Annotated in this window: 8 protein-coding genes; 2 read left to right on the top strand and 6 right to left on the bottom strand. The window is 48.0% G+C overall.

Features of this window, described 5'->3' with window-relative positions; genetic code table 11:
* Nucleotides 1-247: 247 nt before the first annotated feature.
* Nucleotides 248-1558 carry a methyl-accepting chemotaxis protein gene (locus H8K52_RS07670; RefSeq protein ID WP_186922312.1) on the top strand — a complete coding sequence of 437 codons (1311 nt, stop codon included), beginning with the start codon at nucleotides 248-250 and terminating at the stop codon, nucleotides 1556-1558.
* Nucleotides 1559-1858: 300 nt separating this feature from the next.
* Nucleotides 1859-2212 (top strand): alpha/beta hydrolase, encoded by a 354-nt coding sequence (locus H8K52_RS21250; protein ID WP_186922313.1) that lies wholly within the window; start codon nucleotides 1859-1861, stop codon nucleotides 2210-2212.
* Nucleotides 2213-2337: 125 nt separating this feature from the next.
* Here H8K52_RS21250 and H8K52_RS07680 read toward each other — a convergent pair whose 3' ends face one another.
* The 6 genes from H8K52_RS07680 to H8K52_RS07705 all read right to left on the bottom strand — a co-directional run bounded on the left by H8K52_RS07680 (nucleotide 2338) and on the right by H8K52_RS07705 (nucleotide 16345).
* Complete coding sequence (locus H8K52_RS07680) at nucleotides 2338-2799, bottom strand: DUF3592 domain-containing protein (protein WP_186922314.1); 462 nt, start codon at nucleotides 2797-2799, stop codon at nucleotides 2338-2340.
* A 101-nt stretch (nucleotides 2800-2900) separates the two neighbouring features.
* On the bottom strand, nucleotides 2901-6179 hold the full coding sequence (gene icmF / locus H8K52_RS07685; RefSeq protein WP_186922315.1) for a fused isobutyryl-CoA mutase/GTPase IcmF: 3279 nt from the start codon (nucleotides 6177-6179) through the stop codon (nucleotides 2901-2903).
* A 313-nt stretch (nucleotides 6180-6492) separates the two neighbouring features.
* Nucleotides 6493-10086: an indolepyruvate ferredoxin oxidoreductase family protein gene (locus tag H8K52_RS07690; RefSeq protein WP_186922316.1), complete on the bottom strand. Its 3594-nt coding sequence runs from the start codon at nucleotides 10084-10086 to the stop codon at nucleotides 6493-6495.
* A gap of 632 nt (nucleotides 10087-10718) precedes the next feature.
* The gene (locus H8K52_RS07695) at nucleotides 10719-11312 is read right to left on the bottom strand and encodes a putative metalloprotease CJM1_0395 family protein (protein WP_186922317.1); all 594 of its coding nucleotides are present in this window, start codon (nucleotides 11310-11312) and stop codon (nucleotides 10719-10721) included.
* Nucleotides 11313-11372: 60 nt separating this feature from the next.
* A complete protein-coding gene (locus H8K52_RS07700; protein ID WP_186922318.1) occupies nucleotides 11373-12584 on the bottom strand; it encodes a pyridoxal phosphate-dependent aminotransferase in 1212 nt (403 codons plus the stop codon).
* Between the two features lie 125 nt (nucleotides 12585-12709).
* On the bottom strand, nucleotides 12710-16345 hold the full coding sequence (locus H8K52_RS07705) for a hybrid sensor histidine kinase/response regulator (protein WP_186922319.1): 3636 nt from the start codon (nucleotides 16343-16345) through the stop codon (nucleotides 12710-12712).
* Nucleotides 16346-16543 lie beyond the last annotated feature (198 nt).

The following is a 16543-nucleotide window of genomic DNA, read 5'->3' on the forward strand; positions in this document are numbered from 1 at the left end:
GAATATTTGAACGAAAAATCGTGAAGATTGATTCACAGCGCGGGTTGCACGCCCTAGGTGGCTTTCGTGACAGTTTAGATAGAGAACATGGTGAAGTCGTTCCAAAATGTTCATCTGTACATACAACACCACCATTTCTGTTAGTTCAATGCACACAAAATTACGCCAAGAAAAATTTTCTGGTATTATTTTTCCACGAGCAAAAACCAAAGCGCCTCCGGTGCTCCAGACCAAAGGAAATCCCTAGATGTCTCTATTCGATCGTTGGTTCAACAAGAGCAAGTCTGCATCAAAAATAGCGGATATTAACGATGCTTTACAGATGGTTGCACTTGGTGACTTGTCGCGTTCAGTTACTGGCACTGGTATTGGATTGTCGTTCAACACAATGGTGACATCCCTTTCAAATAAAGTCGCCCAGATCCGTAATCATGCAACCATCGTGGGAATCGCAGGGGAGTCGCTAGCGAACGGCACGAAGGACTTAGCCGAGCGCACGCAATTGCAGGCAAAAAACCTGTCTGTCGCTAGCCTAGAAGTGGATCAAAATTTATCACGGGCACAGGCCAATGAACAAGCCGCGACGAAGGCGCAACAATCATCAAAAGCGATGCGCCAGGTAGCTGAATCGGGTGAAATATTAATGCACGAGGCAGTCGAACAAATCAGGAAAATTGAATTAAGCTCGAAAGAGATGAGCGAAATCATCGCGGTCATTGATAGTATCGCTTTTCAAACCAATATTCTGGCCTTAAATGCGGCGGTCGAAGCAGCGCGTGCGGGCGAACAAGGGCGCGGTTTTGCTGTCGTTGCTAGTGAGGTTAGAAGTTTAGCGCAACGAAGCGCAAGTTCCGCATCTCAGATTAAAAACTTGATCGCACAATCCACTGAACTAGTTGCCACTGGCGTTACCCGCATCGAGAAAGTCGGCGATGCATTACATGATATCGTGACCAACGTGCGGGAATTGACGCAACAAATCGATGTCATCGCGCAGGAGAGCCTTGCACAATCCGAAGGCTTGGCGCGGATCGCCACTTCGGTAAAAAGCGCCGATGAATTGACGCAAAAAAACGCCGAAATGGTGGAAGAGTCAGTACGATTTGCTTCGGCTATCGATGAACGCAGTCGGCTCCTTTCTGAATCTGCGCAGGCAATTCGATTGCAGCAAGGTAGCGCCGATGAAGCGCGTGCAATGGTAAAGAAAGCTGTGACGCTGATTGAACGACGAGGCTTAGAATCTGCAGTTCAACAGTTTCTAGATAAGCAAAGTGATTTTTTTGACCGCGATATGTACGTGTTCATTTTTAATCGTAAGGGAATCTTCACGGCTTTCGGCCCGAATCCCAGCTTGACAGGGAAGCACCTACGACTTGTACAAGGATTGCAGTGGGAGCTCTTGCTTGCTGACGGTTTTGCCTGTATCGATCAAGGTAGTGGATGGGTGGACTATCAAACCATTCATCCTGTCACAGGGTCGGTGAATGAGAAGGTCTCCTATGTCGAAGCATTGGCTGGCGATCTCTTGATTGGATGTGGTGTATACAAAATCGCTTGATCCGTAGCGGCTTGTTGCGAATCGCGACATATGCACCAACACTGTATTTCTGCCTAGCTCTGCGCCCGATAACGCCTATGATGAAATCGTTGCGCCAACACCCATTTCCGCAAAGGACATAATGTCAACGGCACGTTCAATTCCAAGCTTTCTATCACCATCGCAAGCGAGTAGGGTCCGATGATTTAAGAGATAAAATTCTAAAAAAATTATCGCCCACATCATCATTTTGGCGTTTCATTCGGTGCGGCAAGAGTTTTGTGTTCATTGACATGAGAAGGTAGTCCATACCAAGCAGCCGTGCTAAAAGCCGCCTTCCCCACCCTGCCTGATTTTTGGAAACACTACCCTGTCGCCAACGCAGCAATCCGCATGTCACAAGTCGTCTGGCCTTCATTAGAAAGAAATCTCAGACCAGAACGTCAAGCTGCAATGGTCAAAGGAAATCCCTCGGTGCTACTGATACACGGTGACGCCGATATTTATACACCGCCACATTTCGGCGAACGTCTACAACGCGCTTTCGGTGCTGCGGCGAAAACAGAGCTGATGATATTGCCCGGTGTCGACCATACTTTTGCTTATCGGGATGCGGCGGATGCTTATGGAGCGCGAGTGATTCCGTTTCTTAATGAGGCGTTACGGAAAATATAAATCGATAACGAGGGACGGATGCGACCTTCGCCAGCAGAAAATTCAAATGCAGCGATGTTGATGCGAGAGAAGAGTTTCGAACGATAAATCGTTAAGATTGAATTACAGCGGGGGTTACACCTGCCCTAGATTGCTGGCTCCCGTTCTACTTGTCCATATGTCTTATAATTCAAAAAGAGCACATAAGCCCCTAACAAGCTCATCAGTAGAGGCCACAAGCAGTCAAACCATGTTCCTTCGAAACCAGGCTCAACGACCGACTTCTCAGGATCAGCCGGATCGTAATAAACAGGCACGGTAGAAAATAACGGATATTTTTCCAGCATTTGGGACGCAGGTGCCGAACTGCTGAATGTCATTCTTGAGTTAACAATTTTCTTTTGATTCACTTCATATACATAGAAAAAAACTGCCTGTACCGCGCCCCTACCCGGCGGGGGTGTTAATTTTGCCGTTATAATTTCACCCTCGACCCGAATCCAATTCACAGAATTAATTGCATCGAAGTTCTCACGAATCATTCCCACGCAACCCAATAATCCTGCGATTGTAAATATCAAGCCAATTATGATTTCCCGAACGCTCATTATTCTGCCTTGGGTCTCTCTAAAAGTAAGACTTAGCCTTTAGTGGGCCTAGATTGCTTTAAACCATAGTTGGCGAGGATTCCCCGCCAACTATCCTTCTACTACATATTCCTACGATACTGCCCACCCACTTCGAAGAGTGCAGTAGTAATCTGCCCAAGCGAACAAACACGCGCAGCCTCCATCAACTTCGCAAACACGTTCTCATTGTTAATCGCCGCTTGCTGCAAAGCTGCCAGCGCTTGTGGTGCAACATCTGCGTGACGTTGATGGAAGTCTGCCAAGCGCGTTAATTGCGATTGCTTTTCTTCATCAGTGGAACGTGCCAATTCTATCTTCTGTGGTGCTTCGCCGCCTTTAGGATTGCGGAAGGTGTTGACACCAATGATAGGTAAAGTGCCGTCGTGTTTCAGGTGTTCGTAGTGCATGGACTCTTCTTGAATCTTGCCGCGTTGGTAGCCGGTTTCCATCGCGCCCAAGACACCGCCGCGTTCTGCGATGCGTTCGAATTCTTGCATTACCGCTTCTTCAACCAGGTCGGTCAACTCTTCGATGATGAAGCTGCCTTGAATTGGATTTTCGTTTTTCGCTAAGCCCCATTCGCGGTTGATGATCAATTGGATCGCCAAGGCGCGACGTACTGATTCGTCAGTTGGTGTGGTGATTGCTTCGTCGTAAGCATTGGTGTGTAAGCTATTGCAGTTGTCGTAGATCGCGATCAAAGCTTGCAGCGTGGTGCGAATATCGTTGAAGTCGATTTCTTGTGCGTGCAAACTGCGGCCTGAAGTTTGGATATGGTATTTCAACTTCTGACTACGATCGTTTGCACCATATTTATCACGCATGGCGACTGCCCAGATTCGACGTGCGACGCGACCGAGTACGGTGTACTCTGGGTCCATGCCGTTACTGAAGAAGAAGGATAAATTCGCTGCGAAATCATCGATATGCATACCGCGAGCGAGGTAGGCTTCCACAAAGGTAAATCCATTCGACAAAGTGAATGCCAATTGCGAAATTGGATTCGCACCTGCTTCGGCAATATGGTAACCAGAGATGGACACAGAGTAGAAATTACGCACTTGGTGATGCACGAAATACTCTTGGATATCGCCCATGACTTTGAGTGAGAACTCCGTCGAGAAGATGCAGGTATTTTGACCTTGGTCTTCTTTCAAAATATCGGCTTGCACTGTGCCACGTACATTCATCAGCACCCATGCGCGAATTTTTGCGGCTTCATCAGCGGTTGGTTCGCGCTTATTATCAACGCGGAATTTTTCCATTTGCTGATCAATTGCTGTGTTCATGAAGAAGGCCAAAATCGTTGGTGCTGGTCCGTTGATGGTCATGGAAACCGATGTGGCTGGATCGCACAGATCGAAACCATCGTAGAGAACTTTCATGTCTTCCAAGGTCGCAACCGATACGCCAGAGTTACCGATTTTGCCGTAGATATCAGGACGAATCGCGGGGTCTGCACCGTACAAAGTCACAGAGTCAAACGCGGTCGACAAGCGTTTCGCATCCATGCCTTGCGATACGAGTTTAAAACGACGGTTGGTACGGTATGGATCGCCTTCACCAGCAAACATACGCGTTGGGTCTTCGCCTTCACGTTTGAAGGCGAATACGCCAGCGGTGAATGGGAACGAGCCTGGGACGTTTTCTAACATCAACCAACGCAAGATTTCGCCTTGATCTTCAAAGCGTGGCAAAGCGACTTTGCGAATCTTTGTACCGGATAGAGTGCTGCTGACTAATTGCGTACGAATTTCTTTGTCGCGAATTTTGACGACGTATTCATCACCGGCATAGGCCTTCTGCATGTCTGGCCACATGGCGACTAGTTTTTTGGATTCTGAATCGAGCTTGTTATCACGCTCTGTAATTAAGTCATCGAAATCTGCGTTCTTGCCTGCGACAGTCAACATCTGTTTAGTCGCTTGCAATTGTTGACGTTCACGTGCGATGCCAACTTGTTTGTACGTATGCTTATGGTATGCGCGAACTGTGTCGGCGATCTCTGCTAAGTAACGCGTCCGTGCTGGTGGAACGATGACGTTTTTTGCGCTAGAAATTTTGGAAGCAACGACGGCCAATTTACTTGGTTTGGCTTTCAATCCACGTGCGACTAACTCAGGCAAAATGCCTTGGTACAAAGCGGTAACGCCGTCATCATTAAAGCGCGATGCTTGTGTGCCATAGACAGGCATTTCATCCGGCTTCTTGGTCCACATTTCGCGGTTGCGTTGGTATTGTTTTGCCACATCGCGTTGCGCGTCTTGTGCACCTTTACGATCGAACTTATTGATGGCAACAAAATCAGCGAAATCAAGCATGTCGATTTTTTCTAATTGTGAAGCGGCACCGAATTCTGGTGTCATCACGTACATCGACAAATCCACGTGCGGCACAATTGCTGCGTCGCCTTGACCTATGCCTGAAGTTTCAACGATGACCAAATCAAAACCTGCCACTTTGCAAGCAGCAATCACATCTGGCAAAGCTTGAGAAATTTCAGAACCTGCTTCACGTGTTGCCAAAGAACGCATGAAGACTTTGACTTTGCCTTTCCATGGGTTGATCGCGTTCATACGAATACGGTCACCCAGTAAAGCACCGCCGGATTTACGGCGTGATGGATCGATGGAGATCAAAGCGATATTCAACTCATCATCTTGATCGAGGCGAATACGACGAATCAATTCATCGGTTAAAGAAGACTTACCTGCACCGCCTGTACCTGTGATGCCAAAGGCTGGCGTTTTGATGGCTTTTGCGGATTCGATAATGGTCGCGCGCAAAGCTGCATCCACTTTATCGTTTTCTAATGCGGTAATCAGTTGCGCAAGTGGGCGATGTTTATCGGCGAGTTCGCCTTGTTGCAACACCTCTAAGCTGGTTGGCGCGAATGGTGAGAGATCGATGTCGCAGGCTTGGATCATCGACAAAATCATGCCGACCAAACCCATACGTTGACCATCTTCTGGACTGAAAATACGGGTGACGCCATAAGCATGCAAATCCGCAATTTCTTCTGGCACAATCACGCCGCCACCGCCACCGAATACTTTGATATGTTCACCGCCACGTTGCTTGAGCAGGTCGATCATGTATTTGAAATACTCGACGTGTCCACCTTGATAGCTGGAAATCGCGATGCCTTGGGCGTCTTCCTGCAAAGCTGCGGTGACGATTTCTTCTACTGAACGGTTATGTCCCAAATGGATGACTTCTGCGCCATTCGCCATCAAGATACGGCGCATGATATTGATCGAGGCGTCGTGGCCGTCGAACAGGGATGCTGCAGTCACAAAGCGGACTTTGTTGGTAGGTTTGTATTCGGTCAACTTCTCGGTGATGGATAGATCAGTCATTTTTATTCCTTAGATGCTTGTGGCATGGTTTGGGCGTCTTTTTTCGATGGTTTCGATTATATGACGTTTCGATTTACGTTTACGTTCACGTCACTTATTAATTGTGGTTTTGTGTTGGTTTTCACTCCCTTCGCCCGCGAGCGGGAGAAGGGTTGGGGAGTCAAAGCATGCTTTGACGGGCGTTCAGCTAAGTAAATACATTCAGAAAAGCTGTTTCAGTTACTAAAGAGATTTCACGGCTTTCATAAACTTTTTGACTTCTGAACCACCCTCACCCCAACCCTCTCCCGCTTGCGGGAGAGGGAGCTTAGAATCATGCTGCTTGCTGTTTACTAGGCGCATTCATCAAAGCCGCTTTTTCAACATGATAAGCCTGCATAGCCTTTTCCTTCACATGACCAAAGCCACGGATTTTTTCTGGCAAGCTCGCAATCGCGATGATTTGATCGACATTGTCAGCGTTGAGTTTCGTCAGCAAGAACAAGATCGTATCGCGGTAATCAGTGATCAAAGCGCGTTCTTTTTGACGTTCTTCGGTATAGCCAAAGATATCTAATTTGGTACCACGCAAACCCTTAAACTTCGCTAACAATTTAAATGCTTGCCACATCCATGAACCATATTGCGCTTTGATCAAATGGCCTTGACCATCTTTTTTTGAAAACAGCGGTGGTGCCAAATTGAATTTCACAGAGAAGTCACCCTCAAATTGTTGTTTCAATTTTTCAGTAAACTCGCCATTGGTGTACAAACGTGCGACTTCGTATTCGTCTTTGTACGCCATCAATTTGTAGGCGTACTTTGCTACTGCCGTTGCTAACTTAGTCCCGCCGATTTTTTCTTCAGCTGCGCGCACTTTGCTAACGAGTTCTTCGTATTGTGCTGCGTAAGCGGCGTCTTGGTACTCGGTTAAAAAGGCGACGCGACGTTTGATGATGCTGTCTAAGCTTTGCGGCATCTGGATCACAACCGGTTGACCCGGGATCGCGATTTTTTCAACGCGAGCCAGATCGACTGCGGCTCTACGTCCCCACAGGAAGGCTTTTTTGTTCGCTTCGATCGCGACGCCGTTCAATTCAATCGCACGTAACAAAGCCGCTTCGGATAAAGGTATCGCGCCTTTTTGGAAAGCAAAACCTAAGATGAACAAATTGGTGGCAATCGAATCGCCCATCAAAGCCGTCGCGAGTTTCGTCGCATTGACGAAATCCACATTGCCGCCAACAGAATCAGAGATCAAACGCTCAGTCGATTCTAATGGAAACTGCCAATCAGGATTTTTAGCGAATGGGCCGGTTGGTTGTTCATGTGTATTGATCACCGCACGTGTACGGCCAGCGCGCATTTTGGAGATCGCATCATGTTGACCTGCGGTCAAAATGTCGCAACCCAAAATCAGATCTGCTTCGCCTGTCGGGATACGTTGCGCGCGTAGTTTGCTGACTTTTTCGACGATACGAATATGGGATGTCACTGAACCATTTTTCTGCGACATGCCTGTCATATCCAACACGGAAGCGACTTTGCCTTCGAGATGCGCAGCCATACCGAGCAAGGCACCAACTGTAATCACACCCGTGCCGCCGATACCATTCAACAAAATGTTGTAAGAGGTGTCGCAGCTTGGCAAAACAGGTAATGGCAGATCGCCGAAGTCATCGGTCTTAGCTACGCCGGTTTTTGACTTCACTAGTTTTCCGCCTTCTACCGTGACGAAGCTTGGGCAGAAACCTTTGACGCAGGAATAATCCTTATTGCAGGAAGACTGATCGATCGCACGCTTGCGACCAAATTCCGTTTCCACTGGCATGATGGAAGTACAGTTCGATTGCACACCGCAATCGCCGCAACCTTCACATACCGCTTCGTTGATGAACATGCGTTGATTTGGATCGGGGAATTGACCTTTTTTACGGCGACGGCGTTTTTCAGCGGCACAGGTTTGATCGTAGATCAAGACACTTGCGCCTTCGATTTCGCGCAGCTCGCGTTGTACTGCATCCATATCTTTGCGATCGTGCAAAGTGATGATCGCTGGTAAGCCACTGCGATCTGTGTAACGTGTTAAATCTTCTGTCACCAAGGCGATGCGCTTCACACCTTCGGCTGCCATTTGTTGTGCCATCATTTGTACGCTAATCGTACCGTCGACGGGCTGACCACCTGTCATCGCCACTGCATCGTTATACAAAATCTTGTATGTGATGTTGACCTTCGCCGCGACCGCAGCGCGGATCGCCAAATAACCGGAATGGAAGTAAGTACCATCACCGAGATTTTGGAACACATGCGGCAAAGTCGAGAACGCTGCTTGACCTATCCACGGTGCGCCTTCGCCGCCCATGTGCGTCGTCAACTTATTGAATTCAGGGTAAATTGCCGTCGCCATGACGTGGCAACCGATACCGGCTAATGCCAAACTGCCTTCTGGTACTTTTGTCGACGTGTTGTGCGGGCAACCTGAGCAATAGTAAGCTGGACGTGCTGGCGTGTTGACTTGTTTGTTCAACACTTCATCTTTCGCTTCGAGGAAGGCCAAACGTGCTTTGATCAAATCACTGGTGTGGAAGCGTGCGATACGTGCGGAGATCACGCGAGCGATTTGCGATACTGAGAAATCGGCTTTCGATGTCAACAGCCATTCACCACGCGGGGCAACCCATTCACCTTTTTCGTCGAACTTACCGATTACGCGTGGACGCACATCATCGCGCCAGTTGTAGAGTTGTTCTTTGAGTTGGTACTCGACCATTTGGCGTTTTTCTTCGACTACCAAGATCTCATCCAAGCCTTGCGCAAATTCACGTACACCGTCCGGTTCCAGAGGCCAAGGCATAGACACTTTGTACAAGCGAATACCTATATCCGCCGCCATTTGTTCGTCGATGCCGAGATTTTCAAACGCTTCCAAGACATCGAGATAAGACTTGCCTGAAGCGACGATACCGAGTTTAGCGTGCGGACTATCAATCGTGACATGATTGAGTTTATTCGCTCGCGCATACGCCAAAGCCGCATAGATTTTGTAATCTTGCATCAAGGCTTCTTGCTTACGCGCTTGTATGCCTAAGGTGTCGAGTGACAGGCGGGTATTGAGGCCGCCTTCTGGCATCACGAAATCTTCTGGAATTGTGATTTTCAGACGGAAAGGATCAGCGTCAACTGAGGAAGTGGATTCAACAGTGTCGGCCAAGGCTTTGAAGCCCACTGCACAGCCAGAGAAGCGCGACATTGCCCACGCATGCAAACCCAGGTCTAAGTATTCCTGCACATTGGCGGGATACAACATAGGGATCATGCAGGCGGAAAAAATGTGATCCGACTGATGTGGCAAGGTCGAAGAATAAGCACCGTGATCGTCACCAGCGACCAAGATCACGCCACCATGTTTCGAGGTACCCGCATGATTCATGTGTTTAAAGACGTCGGCACTACGATCAACGCCTGGGCCTTTGCCGTACCACAAACCGAACACGCCATCGTATTTCGCCGGGCCGATCAGGTCGACGGTTTGCGTGCCCCACACCGCGGTGGCGGCGAGATCTTCGTTAACGCCTGGTACAAACTTGATGTGATTTTGTTCGAGAAGTTTTTTGGTTTTCCACAAAGTTTCATCCAAACCTCCGAGCGGTGAACCGCGATATCCTGAGATGAAACCAGCTGTATTCAAGCCAGCGGCGAGATCACGCTGTCTTTGTATCATCGGCAAGCGCACTAATGCCTGAATGCCTGATAAGAAAATCGTGCCGGTGTTTGATGTGTATTTGTCGTCGAGAGTGACTGGCGCTAAAGCACTAGTTGCGTTGACGTCGGAGGATGTTGCTGAATTTGTTTCAGATGCTGAGGCGGACGAAAGCGAAGACGCTTCCACCAGACCAGCAGATTTCATTGCTGTGTCGGATGACATTGTAGAGCTCCAAAAAATTTGTGATTTTTGTGTGCAAAGAACTTGGGCTGCGTCCGGTAAGACACAAGTCTGTTCTGAGCTTATGGGAAGGTAATCGCCATAAGTTCAAGTTGCATCGGCTGAGATGGCAGCCATTTTAATTCAATTCAGGTCTGATACCCAAGAAAAACCGCCGTAATTCCACTCACTTTATAGCAAAACGCTGCGATGTCATCCCTAGGTAGGCAGGGATCCAGTGAATTCTAACTACACGACACTGGGTTCCCGCCTTCGCGGGAACGACGCCTCAAACATTTGAGTTTCCGTACTGCGACGCCAATACTTCAGGCAATCTTCTTTAGAAGTTTCTTAAAACCTAATTGTCCGCACCGCACTTTCGAGTCGCTTGAGAATCAGGTTTTAATACTTCTAATTAGTTCCAACTTGGTTTCAGACAAATCTGAATCGGAGACATCAAAGAAAGCTTTCGAAATTCTGGGATGGAGACCACACCCATTCGCTGCAGCGCTTTCTCGACTTCCTTTGAAATCTGCTGTGTTCACAGTGTAGTGAGAACGGCGTTGTTTGAAAAATACGGAATAAAAATAGGGGTATCATAAAAAATGATACATGATTTTCTGGCGCTAAGAGATTTAGGCATAAACGTTAATCAATGATTCAGTCACAGGCTCGCTGTAAGCTCGTTGCACTTTAATGGCTTGCTCTCTGGCCTCAGTATTGCCGCTATCAGCACCAGATTGCGCAGCTAATTGGGTACGCGCTACGATTTCCATTTGTGCCGCTTGTGAAGCAACCGCACGATCTTGTCCAGAGGGATCAGCAGGCGCCAGAGCAGCCGCTTGAATTTGTCTGGCACGAGCAATCGTATCTTCGGGCGTACTTCCTGGAGAGGTATCAATACCGACTTCACCTCCGACCGCATAGCTCACGCCGTCCGACCCTTTTTGATAGGTAAAGCTCGCGCCCGAAGTTGCTAACGCACCACTGGCCGCAAGATGTGCCATTTCGTGTTGACGCACCGCCCGATCCCGCGCTTGTAGTTTGGTCAACTGAGCTGCATCGGCTTCACTTAATGCCCTGGACTTTTCTTTCTCCACCAGTGCCTTGTTGTCACTAGTGTCTTGTGTCTCGGTACCATTGGTTTGCGCAGTCGTCCCCGCCAAAGGTTTCGCTTTGGCGGAATCAAATGAGAATGTGGAACTAGCTGAAATGCGATTAATGTCCATACACTATTCTGAATAGTCAGCTTACAGGATAGTCATGGTGAGACCAAATTGCAAAGCAAGCTAAGACATCTTTACGCGCCAACTCTGTAAACCCCGCGCGATACGGTCAACCGCTTGCTGTAGGCGCGGCAAATCTTGGGTGTAAGCAAAGCGCACATATTGCTGTGCTTTGTAGTGTCCAAAATCTAAACCCGGGGTAAATGCAAGGAATTCCGTTTCCAAGAAATGCTGACAAAATGCGTAGGCATCACCACCAAATTTAGAGATGTCGGCATACAGATAAAATGCACCTTCTGGCTCGACCGCGATGTTAAATCCTAATTGACGCAGTGCTGGCAACAAAAAATCTCGTCTTTGTGAAAAAGCATGACGACGCTGTTCGAAAATGTCGATGGTCGCAGGTTCAAAGCAGGCAAGCGCAGCATATTGCGACACACTTGGTGCGCTGATATACAAATTTTGGGCTAGCTTCTCTAACTCAGGCACGGCGTCTTCCGGCGCCACTAACCATCCCAAACGCCAGCCTGTCATACCAAAATACTTAGAAAAACTATTGAGAACAAAAGCATCATTATCAACTTCCAAAACACTACTAGCATCGATGCCGTAAGTGAGACCATGATAAATTTCATCCACGACCAAATGTCCACCACGAGCATGGATTGCTTGTGACAAGGCGCGCAATTCTTCACGACTAAGCACAGTCCCAGTTGGATTGGCAGGCGATGCGACTAAGGCACCCACACTATTGTCTTGCCAATGTTGCGCCACCAATTCTGGCGTCAGTTGATAACGCACTTCTGCGCCGACTGGCACCAGTTGTGCTGAGGCTTCAATCAAACGCAGAAAATGGCGATTACAGGGATAACCGGGGTCTGCCATTAACCAATGCTTGCCGGGATCAACTAATAAACTAGTAGCCAATAACAACGCCCCAGAACCGCCCGGAGTAATCAAGATACGTTTTGGATCAATCTGCACACCATAGCGTTGCTGATAAAAACCACTAATCGCCTCACGCAATTGTGGCAAGCCACGGGCGGCCGTGTAACGTGTATGGCCGTTCGCCAAGGCCGCTTGACCAGCCGCAATAATAGGTGCTGCGGTGACAAAATCCGGCTCGCCGATTTCTAGGTGGATCACGTCATGCCCAGCGGCTTGCAATTCATTTGCACGCGCTAATAAGGCCATCACATGAAAGGGCTCAATCGCTTGGCTACGTGCGCTATAAGCCGTGGATGCTTTCGAGGTATTGCTAACTGCTGGATTCATAGATTAGTTCATTCAGGTGAAACACAAAAGAAGTGTCTAGTGTAAGCCAGCGAACTACATTTGAGAAATACGACCTCGCAATTGGCCTATCAAGTAAAGTGATAGGAATAGGTCTAAGTTTACCATCAGGCGAAATCAGAGGATGCCTGGGTTTGGCCACTTTGCAATAACGACAAGGCCTCATCGTAAGCGTAGTCGTCGATGTAACGCGCAAGCTGTAAAAGCACCGACTCATCCAATAGCACACTCAAGACCCTGCGATGCTCAGTTAAGAATTGCGGGCAATCGCCACTGGAAGTATTCAAAAGTTCGACCAGCTGATCCAATTTGAGTAAGACTTGTTCGCGACTGACTTCGTCAAGTGGAGTAAGCTCAGTCTCGACCTTACTTGCTTCTGGAATGTTGTGATGTAACTCCTGTAGTACATCATGTAGTGCGATTTCTAATTGCGCATGTAATGCCATGCAGTCCTGGCGCGAAGTCTGACCCGATTGCATGGACTCAATCCCATTTTCTAACTGCAAAGCCTCCGCTTGCAATTGACGGGCACCGATACTGCCAGCCAGTCCTTTTAACGTGTGGATTAGAAACAGCGCACGCTCATCATCGAAAGCGCTCAGTGCCTCATGTACGTACTGGGCTGTGCTGGATTGTCCATCCCGAAAACGGCTTAATACTTGGCGATACAAATCCTGCTTCCCCATCATTAAACTCAAACCGAGTTCGGTATCGATGTGCCGCCAGCCATGAAACGCCATGATCGCCTGGGGATTGTCCGATGCTGGCGGATTGCCATAACTAGCCAACTCTTGTTGTAAGTCATGCGCTCCGGTGCTCTGATGTTTATGTGCCAACCAACGTGTGAGAGTACTAAATAGGGCAGTCGGCTGGACAGGTTTCGACAAGAAATCCTGCATCCCTTCATCCATGCATTGTTGTCTGACATCGGCCATCGCATGGGCCGTCATCGCAATAATGGGCAGACCGTGATACTTTGGCTGCTGACGGATCTGCAGCGTAGCTTGATGACCATCCATGCCCGGCATTTCCAAGTCCATCAAGACCAGATCAAATTTATCCGGTGCAGATTGCTCCAATTGCGTCAGGGCTTGTTGTCCGCTACTCGCGATCGCGACTTGTATCCCCACTGTCGCTAATAATTCAACGGCGATTTGTTGATTAATTTCATTATCTTCGACCAGCAACACCATCGTATCGCGATAACTCTGCAGTGCATCGGAAATGCGCCGTCCCATCTGCTGTAAAGTCGCCTCGCTACAAATCTCAAATGGCAAAGTAAATTCGAAACACGAACCCACTTCTGGTTCACTGTTAACCCGAATTTGCCCGCCCAACAAATCGACTAATTGATGCGAGATCGATAATCCCAGACCCGTACCACCAAAGCGCCGACTGGTCGAACTATCAGCTTGCGTAAAGGCAGAAAACAGGCGGCTAAGTTGATCTTGACTCATACCAATACCGGTGTCATGTATAGCAAAGTGCAACAACAAACGCTTAGCCAGAAGCGCGTTAACCGCGTCGTCCTGGCGGACACTTAAACGCACTTGCCCGTGTTCGGTAAATTTAATCGCGTTATTCACCAAATTGATTAAAATTTGCCTCAAACGCATCGCATCGCCGACCAAGAACCTTGGGATGTGTTCAGGTAAATCTATGTGCAGACGCAAACCTTTTTCTTCGGCTTTTTGCGCAGTGACGGTGGTTACATGATTGATCACATCATCCAAAGAAAATGGGCTGTAGTCGATCTCCATCTTCCCAGCTTCGATTTTGGAGAAATCCAAAATATTATTGATGATGCCTAATAAAGCATTTCCAGCGTCCTGAATTTTATTTACATCATCTCTTTGCTTCGCGCTCAAATCCGAACGTAAAGTCAGATAGGCTAAACCGATGATCGCATTCATGGGAGTACGAATTTCGTGACTCATGGTCGCCAAAAAAGAGCTCTTCGCCTGATTCGCCAATTCGGCAGCTTCACGAGCTTGCAACTCTGCAGCAATTTTTTCGGCTAGCATTTGCTGATGCGAACGCTGCGCTTCGGCTTGCAAATCTTGATCGAGGGAGGCGGCAGTCTGCACAATGGTGCGAATTTCATCAGGACGATACTGATTAAAATCAGGACGACCACCAACCAATAACATACCAGTCAAATTACCACGATGGGTGACGGGCACCAAGATCGCATTTTCACCGGCGACATCGAATAAAGAAGGCGGCAATTTTGCCGTCAGAATTCGCGCCAAATCACCACCGAGCGCATAGATTTTATCCGGTGCTTGTTCGAAATCCCCCGCGATTTTTCGGCAGTAGCCGTCGTGATAGGTATAAATTGCACTATGCGCCCCACCGGTATAGGCATGAAAAGCACCCAAATAGTGCGCAAGCAATTGATCCTGCCCCTGAATATTGGCAGCATTCGCCACCACAATTTGCAAAGCCTCTTCCTGCATCCGCCATTTAGGATATAACCACGTGCGCACCAAGCGTTCCGAAAACTCGCGCCAAGGCTTATATACGGCCAATAAAATGGCAGCGCATACGGCGTCAAACATAAGCGTTTTCCAACGCGTATCCAAGAGCAGATATGGCTCAATGAGTAGCTGCATAGCGACTAAGCACGCAAACAAACCTAGACTTAGTAAGCCATACACACTAAAGCGATTCAAGGCAAAACTAAAATCAAATAAGCGATTACGCAATAAAGCATAGCCCAAGCCACCGTAGGCCGAGAAAATAATGAAGGTGATAACCAGCTCGAAGTACGCCAGTGCAGATTCCTCATCGACAATCCGCACCAAGTTATAGAATAAGTAAATCGTATAGATGTGGCTCATGCAAAAGCCTATCCATGCCAGACGCTGACGAGTGATGCCACTACTGACTCGCCAAGAAATCGCCAGTGCCCCCAAAGAAAAAATCACGGAGGTCACTGCTAAAGCACGACGCCACAAGCGCATATTCAACCATTCGCGCAATTCCCATGGCAGCAATTCCAGCTTTAAAAAAATATGACAAAAGGTATAGCTGGCAAAGCACAGCGCATACAGATAAAACACCACCCGCACTGCGGGCAAACGCCAGTGTGGTCGACTTTCGGGGAATACCAAACAGAAATAGGTAAAGAAAACGTAGCCAACAAAGAGTTCAATTGGGAACACATACAAAGTCAAAAAGTCTTGTAAGGCGCCACCAGGAAAATAAATGATGAACGTATCAGGAATAATCGCCATCATCGCGATCGCCAATGCTCGCATTGGAACACTATTGGCATGTCGACACACCAGCATACTAATAATAAAAATGGCGATAAAGGTGGTGGCAAACTGGAGCAAAGCTACGGCCGACCAGATATCGGCGTGGTGCAAATTTTTAGGAATGACCGCCAACTGATGATGCTCGCCTTGATCAGAATTAGCGCCAGCCCGATACAAACGCAGACCAATCTGATCCGCCATCGTCAGCAATCGAGCCTGATCTCCGACATGGTCAAATTTCACAAGATCGCCGCGCTGTGCGCCTAACGCACTTAAGCTTGATTCTGGCTTTAGTTGCTCAATCGGCAAACGATAATCACGATTTGGTGCGCCAAATGTTGCGCCAATTTCTGCTGCGATATGTGGAACGCCTTTGTTCTGCCAAAAACTACTCGCCCACAAGTCTAGGACACCAAAGACTGCAAGCAGCGTCAGCATCAACATCTTGTATTGCAAATTGGAGAGTATGGCTTTGGTCATCGGGTTTTGGCGATCAGGAGAAAACTCACAAGTCGACTTCGAATCAGCGATTCTAAAGGCGAAGTGCTTGTTTCTAGCTATTTCTATAAAAATATTGCCTACAATCAGTTGTTTGTGTTGTTCAACTGCTTGTTAGATCTCGCATTTTGCAAACTTTACGTCTATCAGCAATAAAACTTAAGTATATGAAATGAAAAA

Source organism: Affinundibacterium seohonense (assembly GCF_014284305.1).
Lineage (GTDB): Bacteria > Pseudomonadota > Gammaproteobacteria > Burkholderiales > Burkholderiaceae_D > Undibacterium > Undibacterium seohonense.

Excerpts from the sequence above, each read along its gene's own strand:
- H8K52_RS07670 (WP_186922312.1), top strand. The coding sequence starts at position 248 with ATGTCTCTATTCGATCGTTGGTTCAACAAGAGCAAGTCTGCATCAAAA.
- H8K52_RS07680 (WP_186922314.1), bottom strand. The coding sequence starts at position 2,799 with ATGAGCGTTCGGGAAATCATAATTGGCTTGATATTTACAATCGCAGGA.
- icmF (WP_186922315.1), bottom strand. The coding sequence starts at position 6,179 with ATGACTGATCTATCCATCACCGAGAAGTTGACCGAATACAAACCTACC.
- H8K52_RS07690 (WP_186922316.1), bottom strand. The coding sequence starts at position 10,086 with ATGTCATCCGACACAGCAATGAAATCTGCTGGTCTGGTGGAAGCGTCT.
- H8K52_RS07695 (WP_186922317.1), bottom strand. The coding sequence starts at position 11,312 with ATGGACATTAATCGCATTTCAGCTAGTTCCACATTCTCATTTGATTCC.
- H8K52_RS07700 (WP_186922318.1), bottom strand. The coding sequence starts at position 12,584 with ATGAATCCAGCAGTTAGCAATACCTCGAAAGCATCCACGGCTTATAGC.
- H8K52_RS07705 (WP_186922319.1), bottom strand. The coding sequence starts at position 16,345 with ATGACCAAAGCCATACTCTCCAATTTGCAATACAAGATGTTGATGCTG.